At 65.2% G+C, this 14,959-nt stretch carries 12 protein-coding genes; 5 read left to right on the top strand and 7 right to left on the bottom strand.

What is annotated here, in order from left to right; all coding sequences use genetic code 11:
- Positions 1 to 5: 5 nt before the first annotated feature.
- Both BP26_RS0116540 and BP26_RS0116535 read right to left on the bottom strand, forming a co-directional pair.
- A complete protein-coding gene (locus BP26_RS0116540; protein WP_029921681.1) occupies positions 6 to 1,544 on the bottom strand; it encodes a formate dehydrogenase beta subunit in 1,539 nt (512 codons plus the stop codon).
- The gene (locus BP26_RS0116535; RefSeq protein ID WP_029921680.1) at positions 1,541 to 2,029 is read right to left on the bottom strand and encodes a formate dehydrogenase subunit gamma; all 489 of its coding nucleotides are present in this window, start codon (positions 2,027 to 2,029) and stop codon (positions 1,541 to 1,543) included. Before BP26_RS0116535 ends, BP26_RS0116540 begins: the two co-directional genes overlap by 4 nt.
- 509 nt (positions 2,030 to 2,538) lie before the next feature.
- Here BP26_RS0116535 and thiC point away from each other — a divergent pair.
- The 3 genes from thiC to BP26_RS0116520 all read left to right on the top strand — a co-directional run bounded on the left by thiC (position 2,539) and on the right by BP26_RS0116520 (position 5,560).
- Positions 2,539 to 4,452 carry a phosphomethylpyrimidine synthase ThiC gene (gene thiC / locus BP26_RS0116530; RefSeq protein ID WP_029921679.1) on the top strand — a complete coding sequence of 638 codons (1,914 nt, stop codon included), beginning with the start codon at positions 2,539 to 2,541 and terminating at the stop codon, positions 4,450 to 4,452.
- A 4-nt stretch (positions 4,453 to 4,456) separates the two neighbouring features.
- Positions 4,457 to 4,660 carry a sulfur carrier protein ThiS gene (gene thiS / locus BP26_RS30365; protein ID WP_036517173.1) on the top strand — a complete coding sequence of 68 codons (204 nt, stop codon included), beginning with the start codon at positions 4,457 to 4,459 and terminating at the stop codon, positions 4,658 to 4,660.
- 87 nt (positions 4,661 to 4,747) lie between these two features.
- A complete protein-coding gene (locus BP26_RS0116520; protein ID WP_029921677.1) occupies positions 4,748 to 5,560 on the top strand; it encodes a thiazole synthase in 813 nt (270 codons plus the stop codon).
- A 19-nt stretch (positions 5,561 to 5,579) separates the two neighbouring features.
- Here BP26_RS0116520 and BP26_RS0116515 read toward each other — a convergent pair whose 3' ends face one another.
- The 5 genes from BP26_RS0116515 to BP26_RS0116490 form a co-directional block, all read right to left on the bottom strand.
- Entirely contained in the window at positions 5,580 to 6,116 is a 537-nt protein-coding gene (locus BP26_RS0116515) for a DUF8082 domain-containing protein (RefSeq protein WP_029921676.1), read from the bottom strand.
- Between the two features lie 34 nt (positions 6,117 to 6,150).
- On the bottom strand, positions 6,151 to 7,227 hold the full coding sequence (locus tag BP26_RS0116510; RefSeq protein ID WP_029921675.1) for a HAMP domain-containing protein: 1,077 nt from the start codon (positions 7,225 to 7,227) through the stop codon (positions 6,151 to 6,153).
- 219 nt (positions 7,228 to 7,446) lie between these two features.
- Positions 7,447 to 8,709 carry an ADP-forming succinate--CoA ligase subunit beta gene (gene sucC / locus BP26_RS0116505; RefSeq protein WP_084183161.1) on the bottom strand — a complete coding sequence of 421 codons (1,263 nt, stop codon included), beginning with the start codon at positions 8,707 to 8,709 and terminating at the stop codon, positions 7,447 to 7,449.
- Positions 8,710 to 8,787: 78 nt separating this feature from the next.
- On the bottom strand, positions 8,788 to 10,113 hold the full coding sequence (oxlT, locus tag BP26_RS0116500; protein WP_051749069.1) for an oxalate/formate MFS antiporter: 1,326 nt from the start codon (positions 10,111 to 10,113) through the stop codon (positions 8,788 to 8,790).
- A gap of 319 nt (positions 10,114 to 10,432) precedes the next feature.
- A complete protein-coding gene (locus tag BP26_RS0116490; protein WP_029921672.1) occupies positions 10,433 to 12,247 on the bottom strand; it encodes a hypothetical protein in 1,815 nt (604 codons plus the stop codon).
- A gap of 708 nt (positions 12,248 to 12,955) precedes the next feature.
- Here BP26_RS0116490 and BP26_RS0116485 point away from each other — a divergent pair.
- Positions 12,956 to 13,984: a 2-dehydropantoate 2-reductase gene (locus BP26_RS0116485; protein ID WP_029921671.1), complete on the top strand. Its 1,029-nt coding sequence runs from the start codon at positions 12,956 to 12,958 to the stop codon at positions 13,982 to 13,984.
- A 192-nt stretch (positions 13,985 to 14,176) separates the two neighbouring features.
- Positions 14,177 to 14,806, top strand: a complete 630-nt coding sequence (locus tag BP26_RS0116480) for a Crp/Fnr family transcriptional regulator (RefSeq protein ID WP_029921670.1) — start codon at positions 14,177 to 14,179, stop codon at positions 14,804 to 14,806.
- Positions 14,807 to 14,959: the final 153 nt, after the last annotated feature.

Here is a 14,959-nt window from a genome sequence, read left to right as displayed (position 1 = left end):
ATCTCCTAGGGCCTGTTAACGTTGCGGAAGTCTTCGGGAAAATGGTTGAGGGCGGACAGCACCGGGAATGGCGTCATACCGCCCAGGGCGCAGAGCGAACCGGCCAGCATGGTTTCGCAGAGGTCGCGCAGCAGCACCTCCTGCTTCTGCTCCCCGGCGACCAAGCGGTCGATGACCTCCACGCCGCGGGTGGAGCCGATGCGGCAGGGTGTGCACTTGCCGCAGGACTCGACCGCGCAGAATTCCATGGCGTAGCGCGCCTGCGCCGCCATGTCGACCGTGTCGTCGAACACCACGATGCCGCCGTGGCCGACCATGCCGCCGATCTTGGCGAATTCCTCATAGTCCAGCACCGCGTCGAACTGCGAGGCCGGGATGTAGGCGCCGAGGGGCCCGCCGACCTGCACCGCACGGATCGGCCGGCCGCTGTAGCTGCCGCCGCCGTAGTCGTAGAGCAGTTCGCGCAGGGTAATACCAAATGCTTTCTCGATCAGGCCGCCGTGCTTGATGTTGCCGGTAAGCTGGAACGGCAGGGTGCCGCGCGAACGGCCCATGCCGTATTCCTTGTAGAACGGCGCACCGCGGTCGAGGATGATCGGAACCGAGGCGTAAGTGATGACGTTGTTGATCACCGTAGGCTGACCGAACAGGCCCTTGATCGCCGGCAACGGCGGCTTGAAGCGGATCTGGCCGCGCTTGCCTTCCAGGCTCTCCAGCAGCGAGGTCTCCTCGCCGCAGATGTAGGCGCCGGCGCCGAGCCTCACTTCCAGGTCGAACGCGCGCTTGCTGCCGAGCACGTCCTGGCCCAGGTAGTTGCGCGCATAGGCGGTGGCAATGGCCTGGTTGAGCGTGCGGTAGGCGTGCGGATACTCGCAGCGCAGGTAGATGTAACCGCGGGTGGCGCCCACCGCCATGCCGGCGATGGTCATACCTTCGATCAGGACGAAGGGATCGCCTTCCATGATCATGCGGTCGGAGTAGGTGCCGGAATCGCCTTCGTCGGCATTGCAGACGATGTATTTCTGCGAGCCCTCGGCGCCGAGCACGGTTTTCCACTTGATGCCGGCCGGGAAGGCGGCGCCGCCGCGGCCGCGCAGGCCGGAATCGGTCACTTCCTGCACGATGGCCGGGGCAGCCATGGCCAGGGCGGCGGGCAGGCCACGATAGCCGCCGTGCACCAGGTAATCGTCGAGGCTCAGCGGATCGGTGATGCCGACGCGGGCGAAGGTCAGGCGTTCCTGGTTCTTCAGGTAGGGATGGTCGGCCAGTGCGCCGAGCGCCAGCGCGTGGGTGCCGCCCTGGAGAAAGCCGGCGTCGAACAGGCCGGCGACGTCCCTGGCCTTGACCGGGCCGTAGGCGACGCGGCCGGCGGCGGTCTCCACCTCGACCATCGGCTCCAGCCACAGCATGCCGCGCGTGCCGTTGCGCACCAGCCGGATCTCCACGCCGCGCCGCTGCGCTTCCGCGATGATCGCCTTGGCCGTGGCTTCGGCGCCCAGCGACAGAGCGCTGGCGTCGCAGGGGACGTAGAGGGTGGTGGTCATGCGGCACCCCGTGCCGAGGCGAGCAACTCGTCGAAGGTTTGCGGATCGACACGCCCGTGCAGCTCGCCGTCCAGCATCAACGAGGGGCCGCAGGCGCAGTTGCCCAGGCAGTACACCGGCTCCAGCGTGTAGCGGCCATCCGCGGTGGTGCCGTGGAAGTCCACGCCGAGCCGGCTTTTCACGTGCTGCTCCAGCGCCACCGCGCCGAGCGACTGGCAGGCCTCGGCGCGGCAGAGTTGCAGAACCTGCTTGCCCGGCTTGGTCGAGCGGAAGTAGTGATAGAAGGTGATGACGCCGTGCACCTCGGCGCGCGTCAGGTTCAGTTCCGAGGCGATCAGCGTGACCGCGCCGGGCGGCACATAGCCCAGCGCATCCTGCACGCCGTGCAGCACCGGCAGCAGCGCACCGGGCAGCGCGCGCAGCCGCACGATCACTTCCAGCACCTTGGCCCGCTCCGCCGCCGCCAGCGGCCTGGCGGCCGGCATGGGATGCAGCGCTTGTTCCTGCAACTGCCCTTTCATCAAAGACCTCGACAATCCGGACCCGCGATGGCGGTTCTGTTCGATTTCCAAGCGGGCCGCGGCGCTGCTGCAAGGGTCTTCTCCTGCCGCGAGCGCCCGCATGGACTACTTGGTATCGATCGTTCGAAAACGGGCGGCCGGCAAAAAAACCCGCACCCGTCCTGGGCAGGAAGTGTGAAGTAAACGCCCTCCCCTTCTCCTTGACCACGGTCAAGCGGGCGTATCGATTTCGCAACCCGGATGCTTGACCGCGGTCAATGCGGCATCGCAGAGCGATCCGTATATTCGCCCCAAGTCCAGGAAGGCCGAATAACGCAGCGGTGCCCGGCAATGGATCCGCCGTATCGCCGACCGACGACGCGCGGACAACCGGCGCGGGCGCCTGTCGATTAAGCCGATCCGGCGAGACCTGTCCTGGCGTCGCGACCCCATCCCGGGTTCCTTCGCCATCCGACCATGACTACAGGAATGCGATGAACGCCAATCCCCTATTTTTCGCCGCCACCGCACAGGTCGACGAGGCCGCGGTGCAGCCGCTGCCGAATTCGCGCAAGGTCTACGTTCCGGGTCCGCGGAGCGATATCCAGGTGCCGATGCGCCGGATCAGCCAGTCCGATACACCGGCCTCGTTCGGCGCCGAACGCAACGCGCCGATCTTCGTCTACGACACCTCCGGCCCCTACACCGACCCGCAGGCCGCCATCGACATCCGCTCCGGCCTGGCCGGGCCGCGGCTGCCGTGGATACTGGGACGCAACGATACCGAGGAACTGGCCGGACCCAGTTCACGCTTTGGCGTGGAGCGGCTGCATGATCCGAAACTGGCCGAGCTGCGCTTCAACCTGCAACGCAAGCCGCGGCGCGCCCTGGCCGGGCGCAACGTGTCGCAGATGCATTACGCGCGCCAGGGCGTCGTCACACCGGAGATGGAATTCATCACCATCCGCGAAAACCTGTGCCGCCGGGAATACCTGGAGCAATTGAAAGCTTCGGGCCCGACCGGGGCGGAGCTGGCCCGGCTGATGGGCCGCCAGCATTCCGGCCAGTCCTTCGGCGCGCGCATACCGGACGAGATCACCCCCGAATTCGTGCGCGAGGAAGTGGCGCGGGGTCGCGCCATCATCCCGGCCAACATCAACCACCCGGAAATCGAGCCGATGATCATCGGCCGCAACTTCCTGGTGAAGATCAACGCCAACATCGGCAACTCGGCAGTCACCTCATCCATCGGCGAGGAAGTGGAGAAGATGACCTGGTCGATCCGCTGGGGCGCCGACACGGTGATGGACCTCTCCACCGGCAAGCACATCCACGAAACCCGCGAGTGGATCATCCGCAACTCGCCGGTGCCGATCGGCACCGTGCCGATCTACCAGGCCCTGGAAAAGGTCAACGGCAAGGCCGAGGACCTCACCTGGGAAATCTTCCGCGACACCCTCATCGAGCAGGCCGAGCAGGGCGTCGACTACTTCACCATCCACGCCGGCGTGCTGCTGCGCTACGTGCCGATGACGGCGAAGCGCATGACCGGCATCGTCTCGCGCGGCGGCTCGATCATGGCCAAGTGGTGCCTGGCCCACCACAGGGAATCCTTCCTCTACACGCATTTCGAAGACATCTGCGAGATCATGAAGGCCTACGATGTGTCCTTCAGCCTGGGCGACGGCCTGCGCCCGGGCTCGATCTACGACGCCAATGACGAGGCGCAGTTCAGCGAGCTGCGCACCCTGGGCGAACTGACCAAGGTGGCCTGGAAGCACGACGTGCAGGTGATGATCGAGGGGCCCGGCCACGTACCGATGCACCTGATCAAGGAGAACATGGAGCTGCAGCTGGAGCATTGCGGCGAGGCACCGTTCTACACGCTCGGGCCGCTCACCACCGACATCGCGCCCGGCTACGACCACATCACTTCGGGCATCGGCGCGGCGATGATCGGCTGGTACGGCACCGCCATGCTCTGCTACGTCACGCCAAAGGAGCACCTGGGCCTGCCCAACAAGGACGACGTCAAGGAAGGCATCATCACCTACAAGATCGCGGCGCACGCGGCGGACCTGGCCAAGGGCCATCCCGGCGCACAGATCCGCGACAACGCCCTGTCCAAGGCACGCTTCGAGTTCCGCTGGGAAGACCAGTTCAACCTGGGGCTGGATCCCGACAAGGCCTGCGCCTTCCACGACGAGACCCTGCCCAAGGACTCGGCCAAGGTGGCGCACTTCTGCTCGATGTGCGGCCCGCATTTCTGCTCGATGAAGATCACCCAGGAAGTGCGCGACTACGCCGCCGGCCAAGGGCTTTCCGAGGCGCAGGCGCTGCAACAGGGGATGGAGGTCAAGGCCGTCGAATTCCTCAAGGGCGGCGCCCAGCTCTACAGCAAGGGCTGATGCCATGATGGAAATCGAGTTGAACGGCACGCCGCACATGATCCTGATCAGCCAGACGGTCTATGGCCTCATCGCCACGCTGGACCTGCTGGGCATGCGCCTCGCCGTGGCGGTCAATCGCGAAGTGGTGCCGCCGCAGCTGTGGCCGCAGCGGATCCTGAAGGAACTGGACCGCGTGGAGATCGTGCGCGCCATCGGCGGAGGTTGAAAAGCCGCACAGCCAGGGATGGCGCAAGCGAACGAGGCGGTGGCGATCACCGCTGATCCGTACAACATCCAGGAACACGACATGCTCATGAGCAAGCCGGAAGCGGCGCCAGCCGCACAGGAAAACCTGACCATCGCGGGCCGCAGCTATCGCTCCCGCCTGCTGGTCGGCAGCGGCAAGTACCGCGACCTCGAGGAAACCCGCGCCGCGACGGAAGCCAGCGGTGCCGAGATCATCACCGTGGCGATCCGCCGCGTGAACATCGGCCAGGATCCGGGCGCGCCGAGCCTGCTCGACGTGGTGCCGCCCTCCCGCTACACCATCCTGCCCAACACCGCGGGCTGCTATACCGCCGCAGACGCGGTGCATACCCTGAAGCTGGCGCGCGAGCTGCTCGACGGCCGCCAGCTGGTCAAGCTGGAAGTACTGGGCGACCAGCGCACGCTGTTCCCGAACATGCCGGAAACGCTGCGCGCGGCGGAAACCCTGATCAAGGACGGCTTCGAGGTGATGGTGTACTGCAGCGACGACCCGATCCAGGCGAAGCTGCTGGAGGAGATGGGCTGCGTGGCGATCATGCCGCTGGCCTCGCTGATCGGCTCGGGCATGGGCATCCTCAATCCCTGGAACCTGTCCCTGATCCTGGAGCAGGCACAGGTGCCGGTGCTGGTCGACGCCGGTATCGGCACGGCTTCCGACGCGGCGATCGCCATGGAACTGGGCTGCGACGGCGTGTTGATGAACACCGCCATCGCCGGTGCCCGCGACCCGGTACGGATGGCCCACGCCATGCGCCTGGCGGTGGAGGCCGGACGTGCCGCTTATCTCGCCGGCCGTATGCCCAAACGCTTCGCCGCCTCGCCCTCGTCACCCATGGCCGGGCGCGTTCCCGCGCTGTAGCGTTCAGCGCGAGCTGGAGCTAGTGACCGCCCTTGAGGCGGTCGAGGACCTTGTGGCGGAAGGCTTCGATCTCGTCGCGGTTGTCCAGGTCCAGCGAAAGCTTGGCCAGCAGGCGCTCCAGCGAAGTGGCCCCGGCCTGTTCGGCAACCAGGATCGAGGCCATCGGGCCGACGAAATGCGCCAGCTCCTGCGTCACCACGCGCATTACACTTTCCGGCAGCGCCGGGGCGGAAGCTTCGACCTGCACCGGCCCAGGCTCGGCACCGCCGCCGCTGCCGCCGAGCCGCTGCAGGATGACCGCCGTGTCCGGCAGCTCACCCTGCTCTTCCGATACATTGCCGGGATGGAAGCTGAAGCTCAGCGGCGGCCGGTTGGCGAGCGCGCGGATCACCAGCTCGCCGCGCAGTGTGAACAGGGTCAGGTGCACCATACGGCCGCGCAGCAGCCCGATCCGCGCCTGGCGCCGGTCGGGCAGGGTGAGAAACAGCGTACCGGTCGCGCCCTCCGCGCAGAGCTTCTGCAGGGCTTCGACCAGGGCCTGATTGCCGGCGCTCATGACGCGGCCCTGCCCGAAGGCATTCGAACGTGCATCAACGCTTTTGCAGACGCGCCATGGCGAGCTTCATGCTCTTGGCGAGCCGCTCGATGGCGCGGGCCAGATCGCCGATCTCATCGCGGCGGCCGACCTGCACGATGTTGTGCTCCAGCTCTCCCAGGCTGATCTGGTCGGCCACCGTGGTGAGGCTGCGGATCGGCGTGGTGAAGTTGCGCGACAGCAGGAAGGCGGCGATCAGCGCCAGGGCCATCGCCGGAAGCAGCATCAGCAGGATGAGGCGGTCGGCCTGTTTCACCGCCGCGCGGCTTTCGTCGTAGTCCTCCTGCACCACGTTGACCCAACCGGCCTCGGTCTTGGCCACGTGGGCGATGATGGCGCGGCCGTTGTCGATATAGGAGATGGGGTTCGGCTGACCGGCCTTGTAGGCGAGATACGCCGGATGATGACTGAAGTCGGGGAGTTCCTCGCGAATGTGCACGCGCGGGCTGGCGATGAGCGTACCGTCGCCCTGCATCAGGAAGGCATAGCCGGTCTCGCCGAAACGCAGGTTTTCGACCGACCTGGAAATCGAATCCAGGTCGGAGGCGACGGCCAGCACCGCCACCGTCTTCTGCGCATCATCGAGCAACGGCACCGCCAGGCTCAGCGCCGGCTTGTGCAGCGTGCGGCTGAAGATGACTTCCGAACCGTACGGCGCACCGGACAACACTTCCGTGAAATAGCGGCGGTCGGCAAAACTCTGCGGCTGTTTACCGTCGCTGCGCACCAGGTCGTTGCCGGACAGGTCGAGCACATGCGCATTGGAGATCCAGGGTTCGGCCGCCACCAGCACGCCGAGCGCCGCGGCGCCCGGCGCGGAACCGGGGCTGCGCATCGCCGGCATTCTGGATACGGTGCGCTGCACATCGAGGTTCAAACGCGTCCAGCCATCGACCTGACCGGTGAGACGGGCCGAGATCAGTTCCAGCTTTTCATCGGCGTTCTTTTCTTCGCGATGCTTGATGTAACCGTGCGCCAGTGCGCCGATCACCAGCAACGGCAGCAGCGTCACGGCCACGAAAACGGCCGACAGCCGTTCGAAGATTCCGAACCTGAATCCGGCGCGCTTCATTCCTTTCCCTCCCCCGCTCCTGCTCTGGCAGGAGGCTGTTATCTGACCGGACGCGCTGTGGGCAGTCCGGTGGCAATCTTATGACATCGACTTTGGCGGCTTGCCCATTTCACCTGGGTTGCGCGTCACTTGTCCCCCGGAAACGACGACACTGGCATGCTCCATGCGCTTCCCCCGCGGCACGCTGATGCCGGCGATGAAGCCGGCTATCGGCTTCTTTCACGTTGTCCCCGATTCGGCGCACTCAAGCCGGATTTCACCGTTGATCGGAATGGACATCGCTCGGGAGACCGGCGGGGCGAAATCGATTGCTGCGTTGGCGTCCTGCGCCGCGGCCACCACCTTGTCCGCAGCCTCGACTATGTTATCCGCGGCAATGATGGGTACATTCGACTGCGCCAGGATCTTCCAACCCAGTTCCTCGTTGGTCCCCTTCATGCGCACCACCAGCGCCACGTGCAGCTTCACCTGGCCCAGGGCTGCGACGATGCCTTGTGCGATCACGTCGCAACGCGCGATGCCGCCGAAGATATTGACCAGGATGGCTTTGAGCTGCGGATTGCGCAGCATCAGCTTGAATGCCTCGGCCACCTTCCCGGCGGTGGCGCCACCACCGACATCGAGGAAATTCGCCGGCCAGCCGCCGCTGAGCAGCATGGCGTCCATCGTCGCCATCGCCAGGCCGGCGCCGTTGACCAGGCAGCCGATGCTGCCGTCGAGCCGGATGTAGGGCAGATCGTGTTTCGACGCCTCGACTTCGACCGGATCTTCCTCGTCCGGGTCGCGCATGGCGACGATGTCCGGGTGCCGGTACAGGGCGTTGGCGTCGAAATTCAACTTGGCGTCGAACGCGACGACGCGATCGTCCCCGGTGAGGACCAGGGGATTGATCTCGGCCAGCGAGGCGTCGCTGCGGTCGAACGCCCGATACAGGCCCAGCATGAGCGCCCGGGCCTGCGAGGCAGCCCCGCCCTCGAGTCCGATGTTGTGGGCAATAGCCTCGGCCTCGCCGGCAGTCAGGCCGGTGGCGGGATCGATGAAAACCTTGTGGATCTTTTCCGGTGTGCGCGCCGCGACGCCCTCGATATCCATACTGCCTTCGCTGGAGGCCATCAACACCACGCGCTGGCGCGCGCGATCCACCACCATCCCGACGTAGAGCTCCTTGCGGATATCGGCGCCCTCCTCGATCAGCAGCCGCCGCACCAGGCGTCCTTCGGGGCCGGTCTGGTGGGTGATCAGGGTCATACCGAGAATTTTCGAGGCGTGCTCGCGCACTTCGTCGAGGGAGTGCGCGAGCTTGATGCCGCCGCCCTTGCCGCGGCCACCGGCATGGATCTGCGCCTTGACCACCCAGGTCTTTCCGCCCAGATCCTGCGCCGCCTGCACCGCTTCATCCACCGAAAAGCAGGGGATGCCGCGAGGCGTGGTCACGCCAAACCTGCGCAGGATCTCTTTACCCTGGTACTCGTGGACATTCATGCCTGTTCTTGGGACAGTTCACGGCGGCCCTCACGGAACGCGCGCCGGCGCATCCGCGAGGCCGTGTTCGAGCCAGCTTCAGCTGATGTCGTCGACCGGCTTGGCGCCCTTGAACTGGGTCGCGGCCTTGGCGGATCCTTCAATGGTGCGCCGGCGCATCGGCGCCAGCAGGACCTTGGCCGCGATACCCGCCGCGATGGTGATCGAGGCCGCCAGCAGGAACACGCGGTCCCAGTTGCCGCCGACCGAAAGCACCGAGGCCAGCGGCACCAGCAGGGAGGCCGTGCCCTTCGCCGTATACAGCGTTCCGGCATTGCCGGCGGCGTACTTGGTGCCGAAGGTATCGGCGCAGGTGGCGGGGAAGATCGAGAAGATTTCGCCCCAGAACAGGAACACCAGCGCGGCGAAGGTCATGAAGGCGTAAGGGTTGTGCCCGAAGTTCATCAGACCCAGCATGGCCAGTCCTTCGCCGATGAAGACGAAGCACATGGTGTTCTCGCGTCCAAACCGGTCCGAGATGAATCCGCACAGCGGCCGGGTGAAGCCGTTGCAGAGATTGTCGATCGACAGGGTCATGGTCAGCAGCGGCAAGGTGATGCCCAGTACGCTGACCGGCAGCTTGGCCAGACCGTAATCCTTGGCGATCGGGCCGATCTGCGCCGTGGCCATCAGGCCGCCAGCGGCGACCGCGACGAACATCAGGTAGATCAGCCAGAACACCGGGGTCTTCAGCATCTGCACCGTGGTGTAGTCGACCTTGGTGACGACGATGTTCGAGCGCAACGTGAAGTTCTTCGGCGGCTGCGGCCGCACCATGAACAGGGCCAGCATGAAGATGACCACGCCCTGGATGATGCCGAAGAACAGGAAGGCGTGCTCATAGCCTGAACTCTGGATCATGTTGGCGATGGGAATGACGGTGAGGGCGGCGCCCGCACCGAAGCCCGCGGCGGTCAGGCCGGCGGCGAGGCCGCGGCGATCCGGGAACCACTTGAGGGCATTACCCACACAGGTGCCGTAGACGCAACCCGCGCCGATGCCGGAGACGACCGCGGCGGTATACAGCAGCGCCAGGGTATCGGCATAGGAATTCAGAACCCAGCCCACGCCGGCGAAGATGGCGCCGATGGCAATGACCGGACGCGGCCCGAGCTTGTCGACCAGCCAGCCTTCGACCGGAACCAGCCAGGTCTCCACCAGCACGAAGATGGAAAACGACAACTGGATCGCCGGCAGGCCCCAATGGGTTTTCGCGTCGATGGGACTGACGAACAGGGTCCAGGCATATTGCAGGTTGGCGACCAACCCCATACAGATGATGCCGAAGACCAGTTGCAGCCAGCGGTTCTGCGTAAAACCCGTATATGGCGCACCGACCGCACGGGCTTCATTCGAATTGCTCATACTCCGTCTACCTCCGTCGTCCTTCTTATAAGGCTCAGATCACATGGTCCGGGGCGAACTGCGTCCCTGCTTTCTTGGTCACGCGGATCAGCCGATGGTCGATCCTTGGTGTGCTCGCAGAAAGCGCTACTCCCCGATGAGGCTGCTCCGCCAACTCACTCTGAGTTCAGTGTCGGATGGCTCCTGGATATCGCCTGCTCGCCCGAGCATTGCGATCTCCATGGGCCCGATTCTGCAAGAACGTTTTGCGGTTCTCCTTGACCACGGTTAAGAATTTGCGATTTTCATAAAGCCGCTGCACGAAAGGGGATCGGGACGTTTATCCACCCTCGCCACCCCAGTCGCCCAGCGTGCTGGGCTGCTCTTTCAAATGCAGATCCCTGACGTACCTTGACCGCTCCGCAAGCGGGTGGCCGGCTTCGGCAATGCCGGGCGCAACGGCCGCAATGCCCCTGGCGGTTTCCGGATCGGACAAGGCTGTGCCCAAGGCTTCCGGATCGACCCACGATACGCTTCCGGCTATGACTTGCAGATAGATGCGGCCGCTGGACTGGTCGGCGAAGACCACCTCGCCCAGCTGCCGCACGCACTGCAACAAGAAGTCGGCGTGCGTGGTCCGCGCGTCGCGCCGCGCATCGGTGCCGGTGTACAGCTCCGGCGGCGCGGTCGCGTTGATATTCACCGTGCGGTAACGCCCGACGTCGAGCATGGTCTTGACATCGAGGACCACCATGACCCCATTGCTGCCGAACGCAACCGTCCTGGGACGGTGGCCGAACGGCACGCTGTTGTCGAGGAATTCATAGTGCACCGATTTGTCGGTCCGCTGTGCCCAGGCCAGGAACAGCAGCGGCATTCCCGAATAGGCTTCGACGCTGTGCGCCAGCAGGTCGTCGACGGCCTTGTAGCGGCCATACTGAAGCCCGCGCTTCCAGGCACGCTCGACGATGTCCTGCGGCGGCGTGATCATGAAGCAGAAATAGATGCGCTGGCCAAAGCGGCTCAGCAGATTTCCCGCGGCGTTCTCGGATGCCGAGAAACTGCCGAAGCGGAAGCGGTCGATCAGCAGATGCGGGATGCGTCCGCGCTGCGCTTCGCGCGCCATGTAGCGATCGAGCTTCTGATCGATGATGGCGACCTCCTCGCTGCTCAGCATGCCGCCATAGCGATGATCGGCGCCGAGCGAGGCGTAATCGAGCAGCTGCTTGCGCCAGATATCCGGGCTGATCAGCGCGAACTCGTCCCAGCGCACGCCGATCCTGCCGGTGAACTGGCGCTGCAGCGGACGCAAGGTACTCTTGCCTGAAGCCGAGGGCCCCTTGGTGTTGATCACCACCGGGGACTGCTGCGCGGGCAGGAAGCGGTAGCCCTCGGCCGCGGCGGCCTCCACGATGAGCGGCTCGACCAGACGGCCGATTTCCTGGCTGCAGTAGGCATTGCAGGCCAGATCGAGGGCGATGGCGCCCAGCAATTCGGCATAGGCCCAGGAATGCCCGGTACGGTTGTAGAGGGCGCGTGCAACCCGGACCAGGGCCGCCAGGGCCGCCTTCTTCAGCTCGTCGGGCTCGGCCTCGGCCCGTGCGTCCCAGGCTTCCGCCGCTTCCTGCAACGAAGCGCCCCCGGCCTGCGCAGCGGACGGCTGCGGACGGCTGCGCCGGCGCAACCACGGGAAGGAGAGCGCCCGCCCCTGATCCGGTGCATCCTGACGCTGCGGCGGCGACTTCGCCGCGGCAATCTCCGATTCGATCACCACCGCAAGCTGTCGCCGCAGTTCGTCGTAGGCCGTGACGATCTGGTCCATCGCCGGATCGACGTAGCGCGCCAGGATCACCCCAACCATGCGGCGGAAATTGATGCCCAGGTCCTCGTAGCGCGATCCGTCCGGCACCGAAATCTTTCCGGTGACGCGGATCAGCACTTCGTGCAGCGCCAGGCGCTGCGGACGCAGGGCGGCGAGCTCGCCGAGTTCCAGCCCGGTGAGTTCGTGCAACTCGACCGCACGCTCGACACTGGTGAACGCATGCTCAGGGCGGAAGATGGTGGACATGGGCAGCAGACGCCGCGGGATGCTCGAACTGATGCCCGGATTCCACGGACCCAACGGCTCATCGCGAAGGTCCACAGCGAGATTCATGGCAGCTTCGCGCAGCGGCTGTCGGTGCTCTGTCCGCCGCAAGGCTTCCACGCGGCGTAGCGCCGCTGCCGACAGCCGGCTTCGAACAGACTCTCCCAGGTTGCCGCACGCGTGCTCGACATGGATTCCTCGGGTGCTGGCTTATCCGGACGGGCCGCCGCATGTTCAATACAGCGCTCGACGGATTGCGATCCTGCCATCCTGATCGCCGCAACGGCCGATCAGTCTCATAGGCGATTCTATGTATACGCTGCCCGCCCGACCTTGACCATGGTCAAGAGCGGAAGCCTCGACTGCGTCAATTCCGACACAGCTGGATCCTTATGCCACGGATACATCGGGATGCGGTACGCGGCGCAGGCTTGTAATCTGCGGACAAGACTTCAAGGCAGGTCGGGGACTTTCGGTAATCTTGACTCGGGTCAAGGAATTTCCTGCGGACGCAACGCCATACTTTGTCGGCGCAACAAGGCCCTGCAGCCCTGGCCGCGCACGAGGACAGAACAAAGTGCCGCAGCCGAAGACACCGACCACAAAAAGCAGGACATCACGCATGACAAGACTTCAACACCGTGCAATGCTTCCGTGTGCCTGCATCCCCGGCGGAAAGCCGGTGATGGTCAGGGCATGGTTCCTGCCGGCATCACCCGAGGCGGGCATCGTCCGTTCCATCAAATCTTGCAACAGCATCCACGGCAGGAGTCAGGGATGAAGATCGCAATCATCGGTGCGGGCGCCATCGGCGGCTATGTGGGCGTGAAGCTGGCGCTCGCCGGCGAGGACGTGACGTTCATCGTGCGTGGCGCCAATCTGACGGCCATCCGCCAGAACGGCATGAAGCTGATCATGAACGACGATACGGAGCATGTCGCCCGCAACGTCAAGGCCACCAGCGATTACGCGGCGGCTGGCCCTCAGGATCTGGTGATCCTGGCGATGAAGGCCCACCAGGTGGAGGCCGTGGCCGACGACGTGCCCAAGCTGTTCGGGCCGGACACCGTCGTCGTCACCATGCAGAACGGCATTCCCTACTGGTATTTCCACAAGCATGGCGGCGAATTGGCCGGGAGCCGCGTCAACGCGGTCGATCCGACGGGCACGCTCAGCGAGAAGATCCCTGGCGAGCGGATCATCGGCTGCGTGGTCTACCCCGCCTCCGAATTGCTCAAGCCGGGCGTGGTGAAGCACATCGAGGGCGACCGCTTTCCGGTGGGCGAACTGGACGGCTCGACCAGCGAGCGCGTGCAGCGGATCGCCGACTGCTTCACCAAGGCGGGATTCAAATCGCCGGTGCTCGACGACATCCGCGGCGAGATCTGGCTGAAGCTGTGGGGCAACCTCACCTTCAACCCGATCAGCGCCCTGGCCCGCGCCACCCTGGTCGATATCTGCCAGTACCCGCTGACGCGCCAGCTGGCCGCGGCGATGATGACCGAGGCGCAGACCATCGCCGGCAAGCTCGGCGTGACCTTCCGCGTGCCGCTGGAAAAGCGCATCGCCGGGGCGGAGAAGGTCGGAAAGCACAAGACTTCCATGCTCGCCGACGTCGAGGCCCAGCGCGACCTGGAAGTGGATGCGCTGGTCGGATCCGTGGCGGAACTCGGGCAACTGACCAGGACGCCGACGCCGCATATCGACAGCGTCTACGCCCTGACCAAGCTCCTCGCCAGGACCATTGCCGAGGAGCGGCAGGCGCGGGAGCTGGCGGCCCAACCCAAGGGTGCCAGCGCGGCATAGGGAAGGACGGTCCCGCGCCCGCGCGGCAGGCGCGGCAGGGATCCGGGAACAGGCCGCGGCGGCGGCGCAGCGGCGCCGGGCAAGGATTTCCGGGCGGACCGCCCGTCGACCAAGGAGCGCGTCTAAGTGATTGACCACGGTGGACTTTCAACGCATGCTTGGGCCTTCACACAGAGCCGCCCACCCTCCTCCATGTCGCAGCCAGAAAAGCACCATGATCGGGTGCACGACCATCCGGACAGGAACTCGATTCTGCGCCAGCTGCGGCAGAACGTCGTGCTGAAGAACATGAGCGAGGCCGAGACCGCCGAACTGGAGCGGCACCTGGTGGTGGTCGACTGCAACAAGGGCGACCTTCTGCTGCACCAGGGCGTCTACGAGATGGAGCAGTATTTCATCCTCGATGGCATCCTCAAGCGCGTCGTGACCAATCCGCAGGCCAAGGAAATGATCCTGCGCTTTGCCGGCAAGCACGACATGGAGACGAGCTATGCCGCCTGGCGCCTGAAGAACCAGACGCCGTACAGCATCGTCAGCGTGACCAAGGCGCGCGTGGTCAAGCTGCCGCTGCCGGAGTGGGCGGCCTTCATCGACCATCACCTGCCGCTGAAGCAGGCGTTCGAGTACGAGGTGATGCTGGTGATGAGCGACATCATGGCGCACACCATCACCCTGCACCTGCTCGACGCCCCCGGACGGGTGCATCGCTTCCTGCGCAAGCACGCCGACCTGTTCGACAACATCCCGAAAAAGGAGATGGCGTCCTACCTCAACATCTCGGCCGAAACCCTGAGCCGGCTGAAGCACCAGGGCAAGATCTGAAGCAACATCATTCCGGTCAAATTGCAACGCGCTTCACAAGGTCTTTTGAAACAGCGCACCCGATAAACAGAACCCAGGCGGCGCGAGCCCCGCGTTCTGGAACATCACCGCAGCAATCCAACGCCGGACTCCCGGCCTCCCGAAGAGCGGACT

The organism is Nevskia soli DSM 19509, from assembly GCF_000711955.1.
Lineage (GTDB): Bacteria > Pseudomonadota > Gammaproteobacteria > Nevskiales > Nevskiaceae > Nevskia > Nevskia soli.
Note: the sequence above shows the minus strand (reverse complement) of the source record. Positions and strands in the feature narration are given on the sequence as shown.

What these genes read in the sequence shown, in the direction of transcription:
- BP26_RS0116510 (WP_029921675.1), bottom strand. Translation starts at nt 7,227, where the DNA reads ATGAAGCGCGCCGGATTCAGGTTCGGAATCTTCGAACGGCTGTCGGCC.
- thiS (WP_036517173.1), top strand. Translation starts at nt 4,457, where the DNA reads ATGATGGAAATCGAGTTGAACGGCACGCCGCACATGATCCTGATCAGC.
- BP26_RS0116535 (WP_029921680.1), bottom strand. Translation starts at nt 2,029, where the DNA reads ATGCCGGCCGCCAGGCCGCTGGCGGCGGCGGAGCGGGCCAAGGTGCTG.
- BP26_RS0116485 (WP_029921671.1), top strand. Translation starts at nt 12,956, where the DNA reads ATGAAGATCGCAATCATCGGTGCGGGCGCCATCGGCGGCTATGTGGGC.
- BP26_RS0116490 (WP_029921672.1), bottom strand. Translation starts at nt 12,247, where the DNA reads ATGAATCTCGCTGTGGACCTTCGCGATGAGCCGTTGGGTCCGTGGAAT.
- BP26_RS0116520 (WP_029921677.1), top strand. Translation starts at nt 4,748, where the DNA reads ATGAGCAAGCCGGAAGCGGCGCCAGCCGCACAGGAAAACCTGACCATC.
- oxlT (WP_051749069.1), bottom strand. Translation starts at nt 10,113, where the DNA reads ATGAGCAATTCGAATGAAGCCCGTGCGGTCGGTGCGCCATATACGGGT.
- BP26_RS0116540 (WP_029921681.1), bottom strand. Translation starts at nt 1,544, where the DNA reads ATGACCACCACCCTCTACGTCCCCTGCGACGCCAGCGCTCTGTCGCTG.
- BP26_RS0116480 (WP_029921670.1), top strand. Translation starts at nt 14,177, where the DNA reads ATGTCGCAGCCAGAAAAGCACCATGATCGGGTGCACGACCATCCGGAC.
- thiC (WP_029921679.1), top strand. Translation starts at nt 2,539, where the DNA reads ATGAACGCCAATCCCCTATTTTTCGCCGCCACCGCACAGGTCGACGAG.
- sucC (WP_084183161.1), bottom strand. Translation starts at nt 8,709, where the DNA reads ATGAATGTCCACGAGTACCAGGGTAAAGAGATCCTGCGCAGGTTTGGC.
- BP26_RS0116515 (WP_029921676.1), bottom strand. Translation starts at nt 6,116, where the DNA reads ATGAGCGCCGGCAATCAGGCCCTGGTCGAAGCCCTGCAGAAGCTCTGC.